Origin of the sequence: Erwinia sp. LJJL01, assembly GCF_047300805.2 — a bacterium.
Lineage (GTDB): Bacteria > Pseudomonadota > Gammaproteobacteria > Enterobacterales > Enterobacteriaceae > Erwinia > Erwinia aphidicola.
This window is the reverse complement of the sequence record NZ_CP178576.1, coordinates 3,804,606-3,817,915: the sequence shown is the minus strand read 5'-3', so window position 1 is coordinate 3,817,915 and position 13,310 is coordinate 3,804,606. Positions and strand designations below refer to the sequence as shown.

Sequence of the window (13,310 nt, the reverse complement as noted above, 5' to 3'; positions counted from 1 at the left end):
CCCTGCCGCGTGACGTCCGGCTTACCTCAGGCCGAGCTCATCCCCCAGTATCATCGTGCTCGCTGTGGGTTTTAAACCGCGACGCTGCGGCTTTGGGTGCAAGGAGGGAGGGCTGATTGCAGCAGGCCCACGGCCAGGGATGGCCGTGAGCCAGGCTACAGGGATGTATTCATGCCGGTGCGGAAGCAGCCCTCCCTCCTGAAACCTGACGCTTGTCATACCGCGATAATATTCGGATCAATTTTTATGGGAATACCTCAGGGGTCGACCTTCTTTTCTGGTCGACCCGCTGAAGACTTAATGATTGAGGAATTTATCGAGGAACTGGCGCGTGCGCGGCTGCTGCGGATTAGAGAACAACTCGCGGGCGGCACCCTGCTCCACAATTTTACCCTGGTCCATAAAGATGGCGCGGTCGGCCACATCGCGGGCGAAGCTCATCTCATGAGTGACGATCACCATGGTGCGCCTCTCCTGCGCCAGCGAACGGATGGTGTTCAGCACTTCACCCACCAGCTCCGGATCCAGCGCCGAGGTCGGCTCATCAAACAGGATCACCTCCGGGCGCATCGCCAGCGCACGGGCAATCGCCACGCGCTGCTGCTGGCCGCCGGAAAGCTTGCGCGGATAGCTCTCTTCCTTGCCCTGCAACCCCACCCGTTCGAGCAGCTGACGGGCGCGCGCTATCGCTTCTGCCTTTGGCTCCCCTTTAACAATGGTTGGCCCTTCAATGATATTCTCCAGCACCGTACGGTGCGGAAACAGATTGAAGTTCTGGAAGACAAACCCGACCTGCTGGCGCAGCTGGCGCACGCGCTCTTTCTGCTTTGACATCGACTGTGCGGCGTCCACGCGGATCGCCCCGACCTGAATGGTGCCGCTATCCGGCACTTCCAGCAGGTTAATACTGCGCAGCAGCGTGGTTTTCCCGGAGCCGCTTGGCCCGATAATCGCCACCACTTCCCCGGCATTTACCGTCAGATCGATGCCGTGCAGCACCGTCTGGCCGTTAAATTTCTTTACCAGCTGACTGACTTCAATGGTACTCATTTTGACTCCCGATCCTGGCGGTTGACACGATCTTCCAGCCGGCTTTGCAGGAAGGAGAGGAGCGTCGCCATCACCCAGTAAATCAGCGATGCCGCCAGATACATGGTGAACACCTCCAGCGTGCGCGAGGTGACCAGCTGCGCCTGACGGAACAGCTCCGGCACCTGAATGGTGGCCGCCAGCGAGGTATCTTTAACCAGGCTGATAAAGCTGTTGCCGAGCGGCGGCAGCGCGGTGCGTGCCGCCTGCGGCAGGATCACCCGCTTCATAGTCTGCCAGCGCGACATGCCGATACTGGCCGCCGCTTCCCACTGCCCGCGCTCGATGGCGGCAATCGCCCCGCGCAGGGATTCAGAGGCATACGCCGCCGTATTCAGCGACAGGCCAATCATCGCCGACGGGATCGGGTCCAGCTCAATGCCGAACTGCGGCAGGCCGTAGTAGATCATAAACAGTTGGGCGATCAGCGGCGTGCCGCGAAAAATTGAAACGTAAAAACGCGACAGCCAGGCAATCGGCCAGAAATGGGAAAGGCGCATCATCGCCAGCAAAAAGCCGAGCAGCAGGCCGAAGAACATCCCACCAATACTCAGCTGCAGCGTGAACAGTGCGCCCTTAAGTAAAAATGGTGCTGAATCCAGCACCAGTTGCAGACTTTCTTGCATTATTTAGTTACGTCCGTACCAAACCATTTTTCAGAAATCTTCTTCATGGTGCCGTCTTTCTGCATGTCAGCAATCGCCTTGTTGATAGCCTCCAGCAGCTGAGCGTTACCTTTACGCAGCGCCACGCCTGATTCCTGACGGGAGAATGCCGGGCCAGCTGCCGCCATGGTATCGCCGGTTTTCTTCACCAGATCCAGCGCCGCCAGGCGATCGACCAGAATGGCATCGGTACGGCCTACGCGCAGATCCTGGTATTTGGTTGGGTCATCATCGTAGGTACGGATGTCGACGCCCTTGACGTTCTCGCGCAGCCACTGCTCGTAGTTCGAGCCAAGACCCACGCCGACTTTCTTGCCGCTCAGATCTTCCGGCTTGGTGATGCTGCCCGCGTTGGCTTTTTTGGTCAGCGCCTGGATACCGGAAATGGTGTAAGGCGTGGAGAAGTCATACTTCTTCTTGCGCTCGTCGGAGATAGTGACCTGGTTGATCACCACATCGATGCGCTTAGAGTCGAGAGAGGCTAGCATGCCGTCCCACTTGGTCGGCTTCAGGCTGGCCTTAACGCCCAGATGCTGCGCCAGCGCCTCGGCGAAGTCGACTTCGAAGCCGGCCAGCTTGCCATTCTCATCCTGGAAGCTGAACGGCGGATAGGTGCCTTCCAGCCCCACCTGCAGCGAACCGCGCTCCTTCACTTTTGCCAGCAGGTTTTCATCCGCTGCCTGTGCCTGCATAGTCATACCGCCGACCAGCGCCAGCGCCATGGTTCCCATCACCAACTGGCGACGAACTTTCGAAAATTTCATAGCAACCCCATTATTATTGATGATATGCAAACAACGCCGGTGAACCACCGGTATGAACAAACACAATCGGCCCTTCACGACGGAAGCGATTTTGCGCAATCCCGTCGATCAGCCCGGCCATCGCCTTGCCGGTGTAGACCGGATCAAGGAAGATACCTTCCAGCCGCGCCAGCAGTTTAATCGCTTCCGTGCCCTCTTCATTCGGCTCGCCGTAGCGCGGCGCAAAATAGTCATCCCACAGCGTAATCGGCGCGCTGCTGGTCACGGCTAATGAGCGCGCCAGCTCGGCGCGGATCTTCTCCACTTTTGGCAGCTGATCCGCCACGTTGCGCGACACGGTGACGCCCACCAGTTCGGTGTCCGGCAGCAGCAGCTCCAGCCCCACCGCCAGCCCGGCGTGCGTCCCGGCACTGCCGGAGGCAACCACCACGGCGGCAAAATCGACCACGCCTTCGCTCTGATGGGCGATCTCCTGCGCGCACTCGACGTAGCCCAGCGCGCCCAGCGCGTTCGACCCGCCGACCGGCACCACATACGGGCGAAAGCCCTGGGCTTCCAGCAGCGTGGCCTGCTCTTCTAACTGCGCATCCGGCGCGTGCAGCGCATCGACCATAATGATCTCAGTGCCCATCAGCTCCAGCAGCAGGCGGTTACCGTTGCTGAGATAGTTGGCAGAGTGGGTTCCAATCGGGTTTTCCAGCAGCGCCACGCACTTCAGGCCAAGCTTCGCCGCCACCGCCGCCGTCTGGCGCACGTGGTTAGACTGGATCGCCCCTGCCGTCAGCAGCACGTCGGCACCGTTACGCAGGGCATCCGCCGCGAGGAATTCAAGCTTACGCAGCTTGTTGCCGCCCAGGGCAACCGGCGTGACATCGTCACGTTTGATAAAGATATCGCGGCCCAGATATTCGGACAGGCGGGGAAGATGCTCTAACGGCGTGGGCGCACCCAGTAGTTCGAGACGGGGGAAATTATTGATATTTAGTAAGGACAACGCAGCCTCCGCAGCAGGCGTTTAATATTATCCCTACAGTGTTACAGAAGATGACCGGTTGGTCATCTTCCTTTTAGTGATAACTAATTACGCTGCCAGCCGAGAAACTGATCGTATTTCCGCAGGGCAATACGGTAGTTATTGTTGCCGGCATCCGGCAGGTCATTTTCCAGGCACTCATGCCAGCTCGGGCCTTTGAGTTTTTCCGCCGGAAAATTACGCGCTGACAGCATATCGTCGAGGCGACGCAGGCGAACAACGTATTCGCGAATGGTGCTGTGGCTCATTTCGGTCTGCTCAAACAGGTACTGCTTGAACGCCATGATGTCAAAGTAAGTCGGATGCGTGTTGCAAAAGATATCGCTACAAAAACGGCACAGTGCCGTAAGCTCATTCTGTAATTTTAACCAGACCTGATCGTCGATCAGCTGATCCATCCGGGCGATGGCCTCTTTGTTAATGATCTGACCACGAAAAACCAGCGCCATTCTGTCCAGTACCTTACCGCAGTGGGAACAGTTACTCTGGCTGTGTTTGTAGTCTTTCAAATAACGGCTCAACGGCCTCATTTTAATTTTGGATCCCATGCGAGATTCCCCGGTTGGTGTTGAGAGTGCAAAACTGACTTTGTCAGCGCGCTCCCGATAACCGGGCGCGCAGGCGTTTGATCGCCTGACTGTGCAGCTGGCTGACGCGGGATTCCCCCACTTCCAGCACGGCGCCAATCTCTTTCAAATTCAGTTCTTCCTGGTAATAGAGCGTCAGCACCATTTTTTCGCGATCGGGTAACGCTTCGATCGCTTCAATGACGCGTTCGCGCAGATTCCCTTCCATCAACTGGTGCAGCGGATTAGCCTCTTCGTGGCCGTCCGTCACCAGCTCGGCGCTGTCACCGTGCTCCTCACGATATTCGTCGTAAGAGAACAGCTGGCTGTTATTGGTATCCAGCAGGATCTGCCGGTACTCCTCCAGCGACACATCAAGCTGCGAAGCCACTTCCTGCTCGGATGCCGTGCGCCCCAGCGCCTGTTCAACCCGATGCATGGCACCTGCCACCTCGCGCGCATTGCGGCGCACGCTGCGTGGTGCCCAGTCGCGGCTGCGTAATTCGTCGAGCATCGCACCACGAATGCGTTGAACGGCGTAGGTGGTAAATGCGGTGCCCTGAAGGGCGTCGTAGCGCTCTACGGCATTCAGCAGCCCGATACCCCCAGCCTGAAGCAGATCGTCCAGCTCCACGCTGGCCGGCAGACGGACCTGCAGGCGCAACGCTTCATGGCGAACCAGCGGTATGTATCGCTGCCACAGCGAATGTTTGTCCATCACGCCATCGGCGGTATATAGATCGTTCACTCTGACCTACCCTGCGTTAATTAAGTTATCGGCACGATTATCTGTTTCTGTAGGGCATTTTGATTGGGGGAATAGCGGTAAAAAAGGCGGGTTATTTCATTTTTGTCGCCCTGAAAGATCCCCGGCGTCACAAAAAGAGGACGCGGGGATCCCGGTAATCAGGCTTTCAGTGATAAACGTTGGCGCGTGCTCTCCGGCACCTGTGACCACAGGGCGCAGACTTTCCCTTCCAGCTGCTGATAAAACGGCAGCAGGGTGTTATCTTCCTGTAACGTGCGGCGAAAATGCACCGAACCACTCAACGGGTCAATCGACAGCCGTTTACTGGCAAACAGCCGTTGCAGGTCGCTGCGCAGAAACAGGCCGTTATCCGCGCTGTTATCCAGCAGGAAGCCCTGCTCATTTTCCCGCGTATCGATGTGGCAGGCTTCCACCCACGGCCACGCCTGCTCGTCGGTTAGCAGCGTGCCGGTGATGACGCAGGCGCCGTAGCGCGCGCGTACCGCATTGCTGAACTCATGATGACTGGCACGATGCCACAGCCGGGCTTTTACACGGCGCCCGACCTGCGTCCCCTGGATCACCCCGGCAGGCGGCGGCAGCAGCGGCGAGGTCAGCACCACAATAAACTGCAGCTGGCGCGAGTATTCGAAGCACGGCTGCGACTGGCGGTCGTACAGCTGCCAGTACTCATCCTCTTCATCACTGCGCAGCAGCGTTAAGGTATAGCCACGCTGTTGCAGCAGGCTTTGCGCCATAATGGATGCCGGATCCAGCATTGCCAGCACCCTGCTCTCACCCATCACCTTCCAGCTGTTCCACGGCGCGGGTTCCAGCGGACGACGGAAATAGAGGAAGCTCTCCTGGCGCTGCAAATAGTGTTCGAAGCGCTGCAGGTAGTTTTTGCGTTCGTTATCGTTGCTGATAAACAGCAGGTCTTCCAGCGGAATATGGCTATCTTTGCTGGCGAATATCGCGCGGATAGTCCAGTTCTTGCTGGAGGTCGACGGGCTAAGCAACCCCCGGGTAGTCAACGATTTATCGTCAGGGTACTTTTTGCTGTAGCGGTCGTTTATCTCCTCAAACGGCAGCAGTTCCCCAGGTAACAAGTCATAATTGAAGCGCATAGTACACTCCAGAGAAAAAAAACCCCGCAAAAGCGGGGTTTTAAAGAGTTCAATAATGGCGTTAAGTCGCCGATTAGCCCTGCAGCAGAGACAGAACCTGCTGTGGAACCTGGTTAGCTTTAGCCAACACGGAGTTACCCGCCTGCTGAACGATCTGCGCTTTAGACAGGTTAGACACTTCCACGGCGTAGTCAGCGTCCTGGATACGGGACTGTGCTGAAGACAGGTTGGTAGTGGTGTTGTTCAGGTTGGTTACCGCAGAGCCCAGACGGTTCTGGATAGCACCCAGGCTTGAACGGAACTGGTCGATTGAAGCAATCGCTTTATCCAGTGCAGCCAGTGGATCTGTAGTAGCTGAACCTTTACTGGTCGCGTCAGTGGTGATTTTACCAGCGGCAGTCACGTTTACAGCTGCACCGATTGTAGGTGAATACTTCTTATCAGGGTCAGTTGCTGAGGTGTATCCAGATACGGTTACTGCTCCGGTATCTTTATTTACCGCATAAGAGGTGGTGTAAGACGCAGTATTAGTGATATCACCCTTGTCATCAACATAGGTGCCAGTTGCTTTACCGGTGTTATCAAAAGTAACATCTTTAGTCAGAACGCCAGAGTTGTAGGTAATGGTAGAAGCAGCAGCTTTACTCTCAGACAGAACAACATCAGAACTTACTGTCGCGCTATAAGTGATATCAGCCTGAGCGGCAGCGGTACCGCCAGTTGCTACAGTGTAATCAGTACCTTTGAAGCTCAGTGTTGCGCCATCAGCATTCTCTGAAGCCAGTTTCAGCAATGAAGTCATGGTCGCAGCAACGGTGCCAGTACCGCCATTGTTAGTTGTTAAGTTACCGCCTGCATCTACAAATGCTGCTGCACCACCTATAGTAATGTTGCCTGATGAATCAGTATCGAAGCTAACTGAACCTGAGTTTTTAGTAACGTAGGTGCCGCTAGCAGTAGTACCAGCATCAGCCTTCAAGGTCGCGGCTAGTGCATTACGGTTAGCAGTCTGAGTAGCTTCTGTAGCATCTGCGGTGGTTTTGGTAGTCGTGAAGTTGCCTGCAGTTGCATTGTAGGTATATGTGCTGCCAGCAGTGATGGCTACTTTGTCGCCGGTCTGCAGCTTGGTAAGAGCAACATCGGTAGTCAGTGCTGTGTTCGTCGTGGTCAGGTTGTAAATGCCCGAACCTGTAGCAGTTTCAGTTGCACCAGCAGCAGTCAGGTTGCTAACAGTAGCTGCTTTGTTAGTAAGAGTACCCGAACCGTTAACGTTGAAGCCGTTAAGACCCAGAGTAGAGGAGTCGATTTTTTTCAGGTCGATAGAGATAGTCTGGCCATCATTCGCGCCAACCTGAATTTTCATTGAGCCGTCTTTTGCCAGCACGTTCACGCCGTTAAACTGGGTCTGACCCGATACGCGGTCAATTTCGTCCAGACGGGATTTGATTTCGTCCTGAATTGAATCGAGGTCAGAGCTTGAGTTGGTGCCGGTAGAAGCCTGAACACTCAGTTCACGAACGCGCTGTAAGTTGTTGTTGATCTCTGACAGTGCGCCTTCAGTGGTCTGCGCGACTGAGATACCGTCGTTAGCGTTACGCGCAGCCTGAGTCAGACCTTTAATGTTAGAGGTGAAGCGGTTAGCAATCGCCTGGCCCGCAGCGTCGTCTTTCGCGCTGTTGATACGCAGGCCGGAAGACAGGCGCTCCATAGAGGTAGACAGAGCAGACTGGTTCTTGTTGATGTTGTTCTGAGTGATCAGCGAGAGGCTGTTGGTATTGATTACTTGTGCCATGATAAAGTTTCCTGTTAAATCATTTCGGGTTAAGTGGTTGGGCTTGTTTGCCCCCCGGCTTCATCGCCGTCAAAGTTGTTATCGTCTGCCCCACAGTAACCTTTAGAATTTTTTTAGTTCCGCGCCGATTTTTTTCACCTCCCCCTACTCGCTGAAATACCCCTCTTTATTACCGCTATTCGTTTTATTGCTGCTGCGCAAATAATCGTAAACTTTATCTATCAATCGCCGATAACCTCGGTATTCATACTCCGTCCTGATTAAATAAAGGAAACATCATGGCTAGTATCTCTACTTTAGGTATCGGCTCCGGGCTTCAGTTAGCTGACATTCTTGACAGCATGCAGACTGCTGAGAAGGCGGCATTAGCGCCTATTACCAAACAGCAGAGTGCTTACTCTGCCAAGCTCAGTGCATACAGCACTATGAGCAGTGCAATAGAGACCTTTCAAACTGCCAATACCAAACTGAACAATGCCGATCTGTTCAGCGCATTCAAGACTGTAAGTTCTTCAGCCGCTTTTAGCGCCACTGGTACCTCCGGTGCCGTCGCCGGTAAATACAGCATCAACGTCAGTGCTCTTGCTAAAGCGCAGACGCTGACAACCACTGAAAAAAACAGTAATACCGCCGCGCTGGCGACCAGCGACAGCACCCTGACCATTCAGGCTAGCGCCGAAGGAAGTAAGCCGGTTGAGGTGAAGATCTCAGCAGCGGACTCCTCGCTGACCGGTATTAGAGATGCGATCAATAAAGCCTCTGCTGGTGTGACCGCTAGCGTAATTAAAACCGGTGATGGCAGCTATCGCCTGTCGCTAACTGCGGATAAAACCGGTGCTGATAATGCTGTAACGCTGAGCGTTGATGGCGATAATCTGATGAAAGACTTGCTGAACTACGGCGGTACCGGAGCCAGCAACGTAACGCAAAGCGTAACTGCACAAAATGCGGTGCTGACGGTAAACAATGTCAAAATCGAAAATAGCAGCAATACAATCAGCGATGCGCTCGAAGGCATTACGCTTAATCTGAACGATGTGACCACTGGCGAGCAGTCGCTGACCATTACCAAAGATACCAGTAATGCTTCCACGGTCCTGACTGACTGGGTTGCCGCATACAATACCCTGCAGGATGCTTTCGCCAGCCTGACCAAGTACACCGCGGTGGAAACCAATGCCGATGCACAAGATACCAGCAACGGTGCGCTGATCGGTGATACTGCATTGCGCACCATCCAGCAGAAGATGAAATCTCTGTTGACCAACACCGCCAGCAGTTCAACCTTTAAAACACTATCACAGATTGGTATCACCACTGACCCAACCACCGGGCAGTTGGAAACCGATAAAACTAAGCTGGATGCGGCGCTGGCGAAAGATCCGGAGGGCATTAAAGCCATGGTTATCGGCGATGGAAAAACCACCGGAATTGCCACGACGATGGCGAGTAATTTAACAGACTGGCTCTCCAGTAAAGGAATTATTCAGTCAGCGAAAGATGGTGTCAGCAAAACACTGAATAATCTTACCGAGCAATATAATGCGGCCAATACGCGAATCAACGACACTATCGCACGCTTAAAAACCCAGTTTACGGCACTGGATTTAATGGTCAGTAAACTGAACAGCACCAGTGACTATCTGACTTCACAGTTTGAGACGACCAAAAACACTAATTCATAATTCAGGAGCCATCATGTATAGCGCAAGCGGTACCCAGGCCTATGCAAAAGTCGGCGTGGAAAGTGCAGTGATGAGTGCCAGCAATGACCAGCTGATCACTCTGCTGTTCGACGGGGCGCTCAGCGCCCTGGTTCGCGCACGCCTGTTTTTGCAGGACGGCAATACGGTTAAAAAAGGGGAGTCGCTCTCCAAAGCCATTAACATTATCGACAACGGTCTGAAGCAGGGTCTGGATGAGTCCTCTGAAGACGAGTTAACGCAAAATCTGCTGGGGCTGTACCGCTATATGGTGCACCGCCTGCTGCGCGCGAATATCGATAACGATGCCGACGGAATTGAAGAAGTTGAAGCGCTGTTGCGCAATATCGCCGATGCCTGGAAAGAGGTTTCCGGCACAACCGCTCTGGTTTAGGACTCTGTATAAATGAACATTGCCCCACATCTGCTCGCGATATATCAGGAAATTTTGACCCACAGCCAGTCGATGCTGCGTCTTGCGGGTGAAGGCCAGTGGGACGACCTGATCGATATGGAAGTTGACTACCTCAGCGCCGTGGAAAAGCTGGCTAAGGCTACGCAGAATGAGCCGGTTCCGGCTCGTACTCAGGAGCAGCTGCGCCCGATACTGCGCCACATTCTTGATAATGAAGCCGAAGTCAAAAAGCTGCTGAAGTCACGCCAGGATGAAATCTCCTTGCTGATCCAGCAGGCCGGCCGCCAGAAGTCCGTCAATCGTGCCTATACCAATGTCGCCGGCGTGGTGCTGTTCCCTACCGGATCGAACGGATAAACCTCACGTTTACTCAGTATGACTTTATACAACACCTTTCCGGGGCCAGCGCGGAATAATTAATTTCGTCCTGGCCCACCCTTTCGCTGCGCTTACTCCATACTTCATTTTCCCGTCTGGCGAAAAATGGAGCACGGATATGCACAACCCCACGCTGTTGCAGTTCTTTCACTGGTACTACCCCACAGGCGGCAAACTGTGGCCGGAAGCGGCCGAACGTGCCGCATGGCTGGCTGAAATCGGCATCAGCGACGTCTGGCTACCGCCGGTTTATAAGGGTGAATCCGGCGGCTATTCGGTCGGTTACGACAGCTATGACCTGTTTGACCTTGGGGAATTTGAGCAGAAAGGCTCACGCGCCACCAAATACGGCGATAAGCAGCAGCTGCTGGCAGCAGTGGAGGCGCTAAAGGCTAACGGCGTTGGCGTGATCCTTGACGTGGTGCTCAACCACAAAATGGGTGCCGACGAGAAAGAGCGCATTCAGGTTAACCGCGTCAACCCGGATAACCGCGAGGAGATCGACGAGGAAGTGATTGAGGTTGAAGCCTGGACCCGCTTCACCTTCCCGGTGCGCGCCGGGCAGTATTCGCAGTTTATCTGGGACCACAAGTGCTTCAGCGGCGTCGACCACATTGAAAATCCCGATGAGAACGGCGTGTTCAAAATCGTTAACGACTACACCGGCGAAGGCTGGAACGATCAGGTCGATAACGAGCTGGGTAATTTCGACTATCTGATGGGCGCCAATATCGACTTCCGCAACCGCGCGGTAACCGAAGAGCTGAAATACTGGGCGCGCTGGGTGATGGAGGAAGTGCACTGCAGCGGCTTTCGCCTCGATGCGGTTAAGCATATTCCCGCCTGGTTCTATAAAGAGTGGATCGAACACGTGCAGGAGGTGGCGGAGCAGCCGCTGTTTATCGTCGCCGAATACTGGTCGCATGAGGTTGATAAACTCCAGCAGTATATCCAGCAGGTGGACGGTAAAACCATGCTGTTTGACGCCCCACTGCAGATGAACTTCCATAATGCGTCGAAACAGGGCGCTGACTACGACCTTAGCCAGATCTTCAACGACACGCTGGTCACCACCGATCCGTGGCACGCGGTGACCATTGTCGCCAACCACGACACCCAGCCGCTGCAGGCGCTGGAAGCCCCGGTGGACCCCTGGTTCAAACCACTGGCGTATGCGCTGATCCTGCTGCGTGAAAACGGTGTGCCGGCGGTGTTCTACCCGGACCTGTTCGGCGCCAGCTATGAGGATGAGGGTGACGACGGCGGGCAGTATCAGATAGAGATGCCGGCGATCCCCGAACTGGAAGCGCTGATCCGCGCACGCCAGCTGTATGCCCATGGGGTGCAGACCGAATGGTTCGATCACCCTAACTGCATCGCCTTTGCGCGCAGCGGCACCGACCAGCACTCCGGCTGCGTGGTGATCATGTCGAACGGTGAAGCGGGTGAGAAAACTCTGGCGCTGGGGGAAAACTACGGCGGGAAACACTGGCGCGACCTGCTGGGCCATATAGAAGAGACGGTGAGCAGCGACGAGCAGGGTAATGCCTCGTTCCGCTGTGCGCCAGGATCGGTTAGCGTGTGGATTATTAGCTAGATATCAGGTCGTGGCCGGGCGGCCACGACCTGGGAATTACGGCTGAGGCGCGGTAAAGGTGGTGTTAGCTGCTGGCACGCTTGACGGCTGCGGCTGCGGGGTGGCATCAGGCTGCGCCTGCTTATCCAGCGCCTGCTGGCACTCGACGGTCGGTTTATCCACTTTACGCATCTTCAGCTTGTCGTAATGCAGCTCGTTACCTTCCAGATCCAGCGTCATCACGCGCATCTGCTGATTCACGTTAACCCACTCGTCATCGAAAAAGGTGACTTTGCCCGGCTTGGCAATAACGCGCTGCCACTGACGGCAGTCCAGGGTATCCCCTTCTTTTGTGATAATCAGGCTGGCCATCGCCTGGTCACTCACCAGCCCACTCTGCGGGCCAACCGTCTGCCAGTTACCAACCAGCGCTGCCGGAGGGGCGGTTTTGACCGCCGCGTCATAATTCGGTAGCTGCGCACAGCCGCTGAGCGTAACGGCCGTCACTGCCGCCATCATCCACTTGTTCATTTTTTCATCCTGAGCTAATCAATTACGCGCTACGTTATAATTTTTACCCGCCCCGCCGCAAGCACCAGGCGCAGCCTGCAGCTAAAATGATAGCTTAAACGAGGAGATAAGCAGCCACCGGCCCGCATCTCACCCGGCTTTCACCCGCACCGCACCTTGTGTACACTAGCCGCCATTATCCAGACCGTCACCCCGCAGGACCGTTATGAAAACCGTTGAAGAGTATTACGCTATCGCCAAGGATCTGTTTCTTGAGGCGCACCCGGATTTGAAAGCCGGCATTGAAAATCTGACCGCTGAGCAGGCGTCCACCATGGGCATGAGCGTTGAGCAGCTGCGCGAGTTGCAGAAAGAGCGGGCTTATGCGGCATATGTGCGCGAGAAGAAACTGGACGGCGTGCTGTTTGCTATTCAGCTGGCAGAGCCGGATAAAGCGGTGATGGTCGATGCGATTGAAGCCTATCTGCATCGCCACGCCGAAGCGCTGGGCATGAGCTGGGAAGAGTTTTGTATTAAGAACGAGCTGTAAAATAAACGCTGCGGGCCGATCGAAAAAGAAGATCGGCCGCCAGACATCAAGGGCCGACCGGAAAAAAGGGTCGGCCCCTACGGGATCTGGCATGCACCGACAAAACTAACCCGCCAAAGGCGTTGCATCAGCCAGAACGCAAAGCTCTTGCTCACTAAACGCTTCACGCCGCACGCTAAAACCGTCATACCAGCGGCACTCCACCATTCCACTGGCGACACCTGTGACAATCATTGCAGGCCCACCGTCCTTATGCTGCACTTCATCACTGATTATAAAGCTCATAAAGCACCTCCCTATCCGGTTAAAATCACCCAATAGTTATAGCATCTGAGCCTTAGCACCGCTGTTAACGGCAGGTAAAACATTTGTTAAATACAAATAAGCAGTTAAA

The 13,310-nt window shown here is 54.9% G+C and carries 15 protein-coding genes; 5 read left to right on the top strand and 10 right to left on the bottom strand.

The genetic code is table 11. The features are described 5' to 3' along the window. Positions 1–297 precede the first annotated feature (297 nt). The 8 genes from tcyN to ACLI4M_RS18885 all read right to left on the bottom strand — a co-directional run bounded on the left by tcyN (position 298) and on the right by ACLI4M_RS18885 (position 7,784). Positions 298–1,050: an L-cystine ABC transporter ATP-binding protein TcyN gene (gene tcyN, locus ACLI4M_RS18920; RefSeq protein WP_133623871.1), complete on the bottom strand. Its 753-nt coding sequence runs from the start codon at positions 1,048–1,050 to the stop codon at positions 298–300. Further along, on the bottom strand, positions 1,047–1,715 hold the full coding sequence (tcyL, locus tag ACLI4M_RS18915) for a cystine ABC transporter permease (RefSeq protein WP_133623872.1): 669 nt from the start codon (positions 1,713–1,715) through the stop codon (positions 1,047–1,049). Before tcyL ends, tcyN begins: the two co-directional genes overlap by 4 nt. Next, positions 1,715–2,518, bottom strand: coding sequence for a cystine ABC transporter substrate-binding protein (gene tcyJ / locus ACLI4M_RS18910; RefSeq protein WP_133623873.1), 804 nt, complete (start codon positions 2,516–2,518; stop codon positions 1,715–1,717). Before tcyJ ends, tcyL begins: the two co-directional genes overlap by 1 nt. Before the next feature lie 13 nt (positions 2,519–2,531). Beyond that, on the bottom strand, positions 2,532–3,512 hold the full coding sequence (locus ACLI4M_RS18905) for a D-cysteine desulfhydrase (protein ID WP_133623874.1): 981 nt from the start codon (positions 3,510–3,512) through the stop codon (positions 2,532–2,534). 83 nt (positions 3,513–3,595) lie between these two features. Continuing rightward, the gene (gene fliZ / locus ACLI4M_RS18900; RefSeq protein WP_099753916.1) at positions 3,596–4,099 is read right to left on the bottom strand and encodes a flagella biosynthesis regulatory protein FliZ; all 504 of its coding nucleotides are present in this window, start codon (positions 4,097–4,099) and stop codon (positions 3,596–3,598) included. A gap of 43 nt (positions 4,100–4,142) precedes the next feature. After that, on the bottom strand, positions 4,143–4,865 hold the full coding sequence (locus tag ACLI4M_RS18895; RefSeq protein WP_133623875.1) for an RNA polymerase sigma factor FliA: 723 nt from the start codon (positions 4,863–4,865) through the stop codon (positions 4,143–4,145). A 158-nt stretch (positions 4,866–5,023) separates the two neighbouring features. Beyond that, on the bottom strand, positions 5,024–5,992 hold the full coding sequence (locus ACLI4M_RS18890; protein ID WP_048915727.1) for an HNH endonuclease signature motif containing protein: 969 nt from the start codon (positions 5,990–5,992) through the stop codon (positions 5,024–5,026). A 73-nt stretch (positions 5,993–6,065) separates the two neighbouring features. Then, positions 6,066–7,784, bottom strand: a complete 1,719-nt coding sequence (locus ACLI4M_RS18885; RefSeq protein ID WP_133623876.1) for a FliC/FljB family flagellin — start codon at positions 7,782–7,784, stop codon at positions 6,066–6,068. Between the two features lie 278 nt (positions 7,785–8,062). On the opposite strand from ACLI4M_RS18885, the gene fliD reads away from it, so the two are divergent. The 4 genes from fliD (at position 8,063) to amyA (ending at position 11,877) form a co-directional block, all read left to right on the top strand. Beyond that, positions 8,063–9,469 (top strand): flagellar filament capping protein FliD, encoded by a 1,407-nt coding sequence (gene fliD, locus ACLI4M_RS18880; RefSeq protein ID WP_133623877.1) that lies wholly within the window; start codon positions 8,063–8,065, stop codon positions 9,467–9,469. A 13-nt stretch (positions 9,470–9,482) separates the two neighbouring features. Then, positions 9,483–9,881, top strand: a complete 399-nt coding sequence (gene fliS, locus ACLI4M_RS18875) for a flagellar export chaperone FliS (RefSeq protein ID WP_048915720.1) — start codon at positions 9,483–9,485, stop codon at positions 9,879–9,881. Positions 9,882–9,893: 12 nt separating this feature from the next. Continuing rightward, on the top strand, positions 9,894–10,259 hold the full coding sequence (gene fliT / locus ACLI4M_RS18870) for a flagella biosynthesis regulatory protein FliT (RefSeq protein WP_048915719.1): 366 nt from the start codon (positions 9,894–9,896) through the stop codon (positions 10,257–10,259). Positions 10,260–10,398: 139 nt separating this feature from the next. Beyond that, positions 10,399–11,877 carry an alpha-amylase gene (gene amyA / locus ACLI4M_RS18865; protein WP_133623878.1) on the top strand — a complete coding sequence of 493 codons (1,479 nt, stop codon included), beginning with the start codon at positions 10,399–10,401 and terminating at the stop codon, positions 11,875–11,877. 36 nt (positions 11,878–11,913) lie between these two features. Here the strand turns inward: amyA and yedD are convergent, their stop codons facing one another. Beyond that, positions 11,914–12,387: a lipoprotein YedD gene (gene yedD / locus ACLI4M_RS18860; protein WP_133623879.1), complete on the bottom strand. Its 474-nt coding sequence runs from the start codon at positions 12,385–12,387 to the stop codon at positions 11,914–11,916. Between the two features lie 205 nt (positions 12,388–12,592). Here yedD and ACLI4M_RS18855 point away from each other — a divergent pair, with 205 nt between their 5' ends. Then, the gene (locus tag ACLI4M_RS18855) at positions 12,593–12,916 is read left to right on the top strand and encodes a DUF6388 family protein (protein ID WP_133623880.1); all 324 of its coding nucleotides are present in this window, start codon (positions 12,593–12,595) and stop codon (positions 12,914–12,916) included. 105 nt (positions 12,917–13,021) lie between these two features. Here ACLI4M_RS18855 and ACLI4M_RS18850 read toward each other — a convergent pair whose 3' ends face one another. Continuing rightward, positions 13,022–13,201, bottom strand: coding sequence for a YodC family protein (locus tag ACLI4M_RS18850; RefSeq protein ID WP_048915715.1), 180 nt, complete (start codon positions 13,199–13,201; stop codon positions 13,022–13,024). Positions 13,202–13,310: the final 109 nt, after the last annotated feature.

What these genes read in the sequence shown, in the direction of transcription:
- fliD (WP_133623877.1), top strand. Translation starts at nt 8,063, where the DNA reads ATGGCTAGTATCTCTACTTTAGGTATCGGCTCCGGGCTTCAGTTAGCT.
- tcyL (WP_133623872.1), bottom strand. Translation starts at nt 1,715, where the DNA reads ATGCAAGAAAGTCTGCAACTGGTGCTGGATTCAGCACCATTTTTACTT.
- ACLI4M_RS18850 (WP_048915715.1), bottom strand. Translation starts at nt 13,201, where the DNA reads ATGAGCTTTATAATCAGTGATGAAGTGCAGCATAAGGACGGTGGGCCT.
- fliS (WP_048915720.1), top strand. Translation starts at nt 9,483, where the DNA reads ATGTATAGCGCAAGCGGTACCCAGGCCTATGCAAAAGTCGGCGTGGAA.
- ACLI4M_RS18890 (WP_048915727.1), bottom strand. Translation starts at nt 5,992, where the DNA reads ATGCGCTTCAATTATGACTTGTTACCTGGGGAACTGCTGCCGTTTGAG.
- yedD (WP_133623879.1), bottom strand. Translation starts at nt 12,387, where the DNA reads ATGAACAAGTGGATGATGGCGGCAGTGACGGCCGTTACGCTCAGCGGC.
- tcyN (WP_133623871.1), bottom strand. Translation starts at nt 1,050, where the DNA reads ATGAGTACCATTGAAGTCAGTCAGCTGGTAAAGAAATTTAACGGCCAG.
- amyA (WP_133623878.1), top strand. Translation starts at nt 10,399, where the DNA reads ATGCACAACCCCACGCTGTTGCAGTTCTTTCACTGGTACTACCCCACA.
- fliZ (WP_099753916.1), bottom strand. Translation starts at nt 4,099, where the DNA reads ATGGGATCCAAAATTAAAATGAGGCCGTTGAGCCGTTATTTGAAAGAC.
- ACLI4M_RS18855 (WP_133623880.1), top strand. Translation starts at nt 12,593, where the DNA reads ATGAAAACCGTTGAAGAGTATTACGCTATCGCCAAGGATCTGTTTCTT.
- tcyJ (WP_133623873.1), bottom strand. Translation starts at nt 2,518, where the DNA reads ATGAAATTTTCGAAAGTTCGTCGCCAGTTGGTGATGGGAACCATGGCG.
- fliT (WP_048915719.1), top strand. Translation starts at nt 9,894, where the DNA reads ATGAACATTGCCCCACATCTGCTCGCGATATATCAGGAAATTTTGACC.
- ACLI4M_RS18885 (WP_133623876.1), bottom strand. Translation starts at nt 7,784, where the DNA reads ATGGCACAAGTAATCAATACCAACAGCCTCTCGCTGATCACTCAGAAC.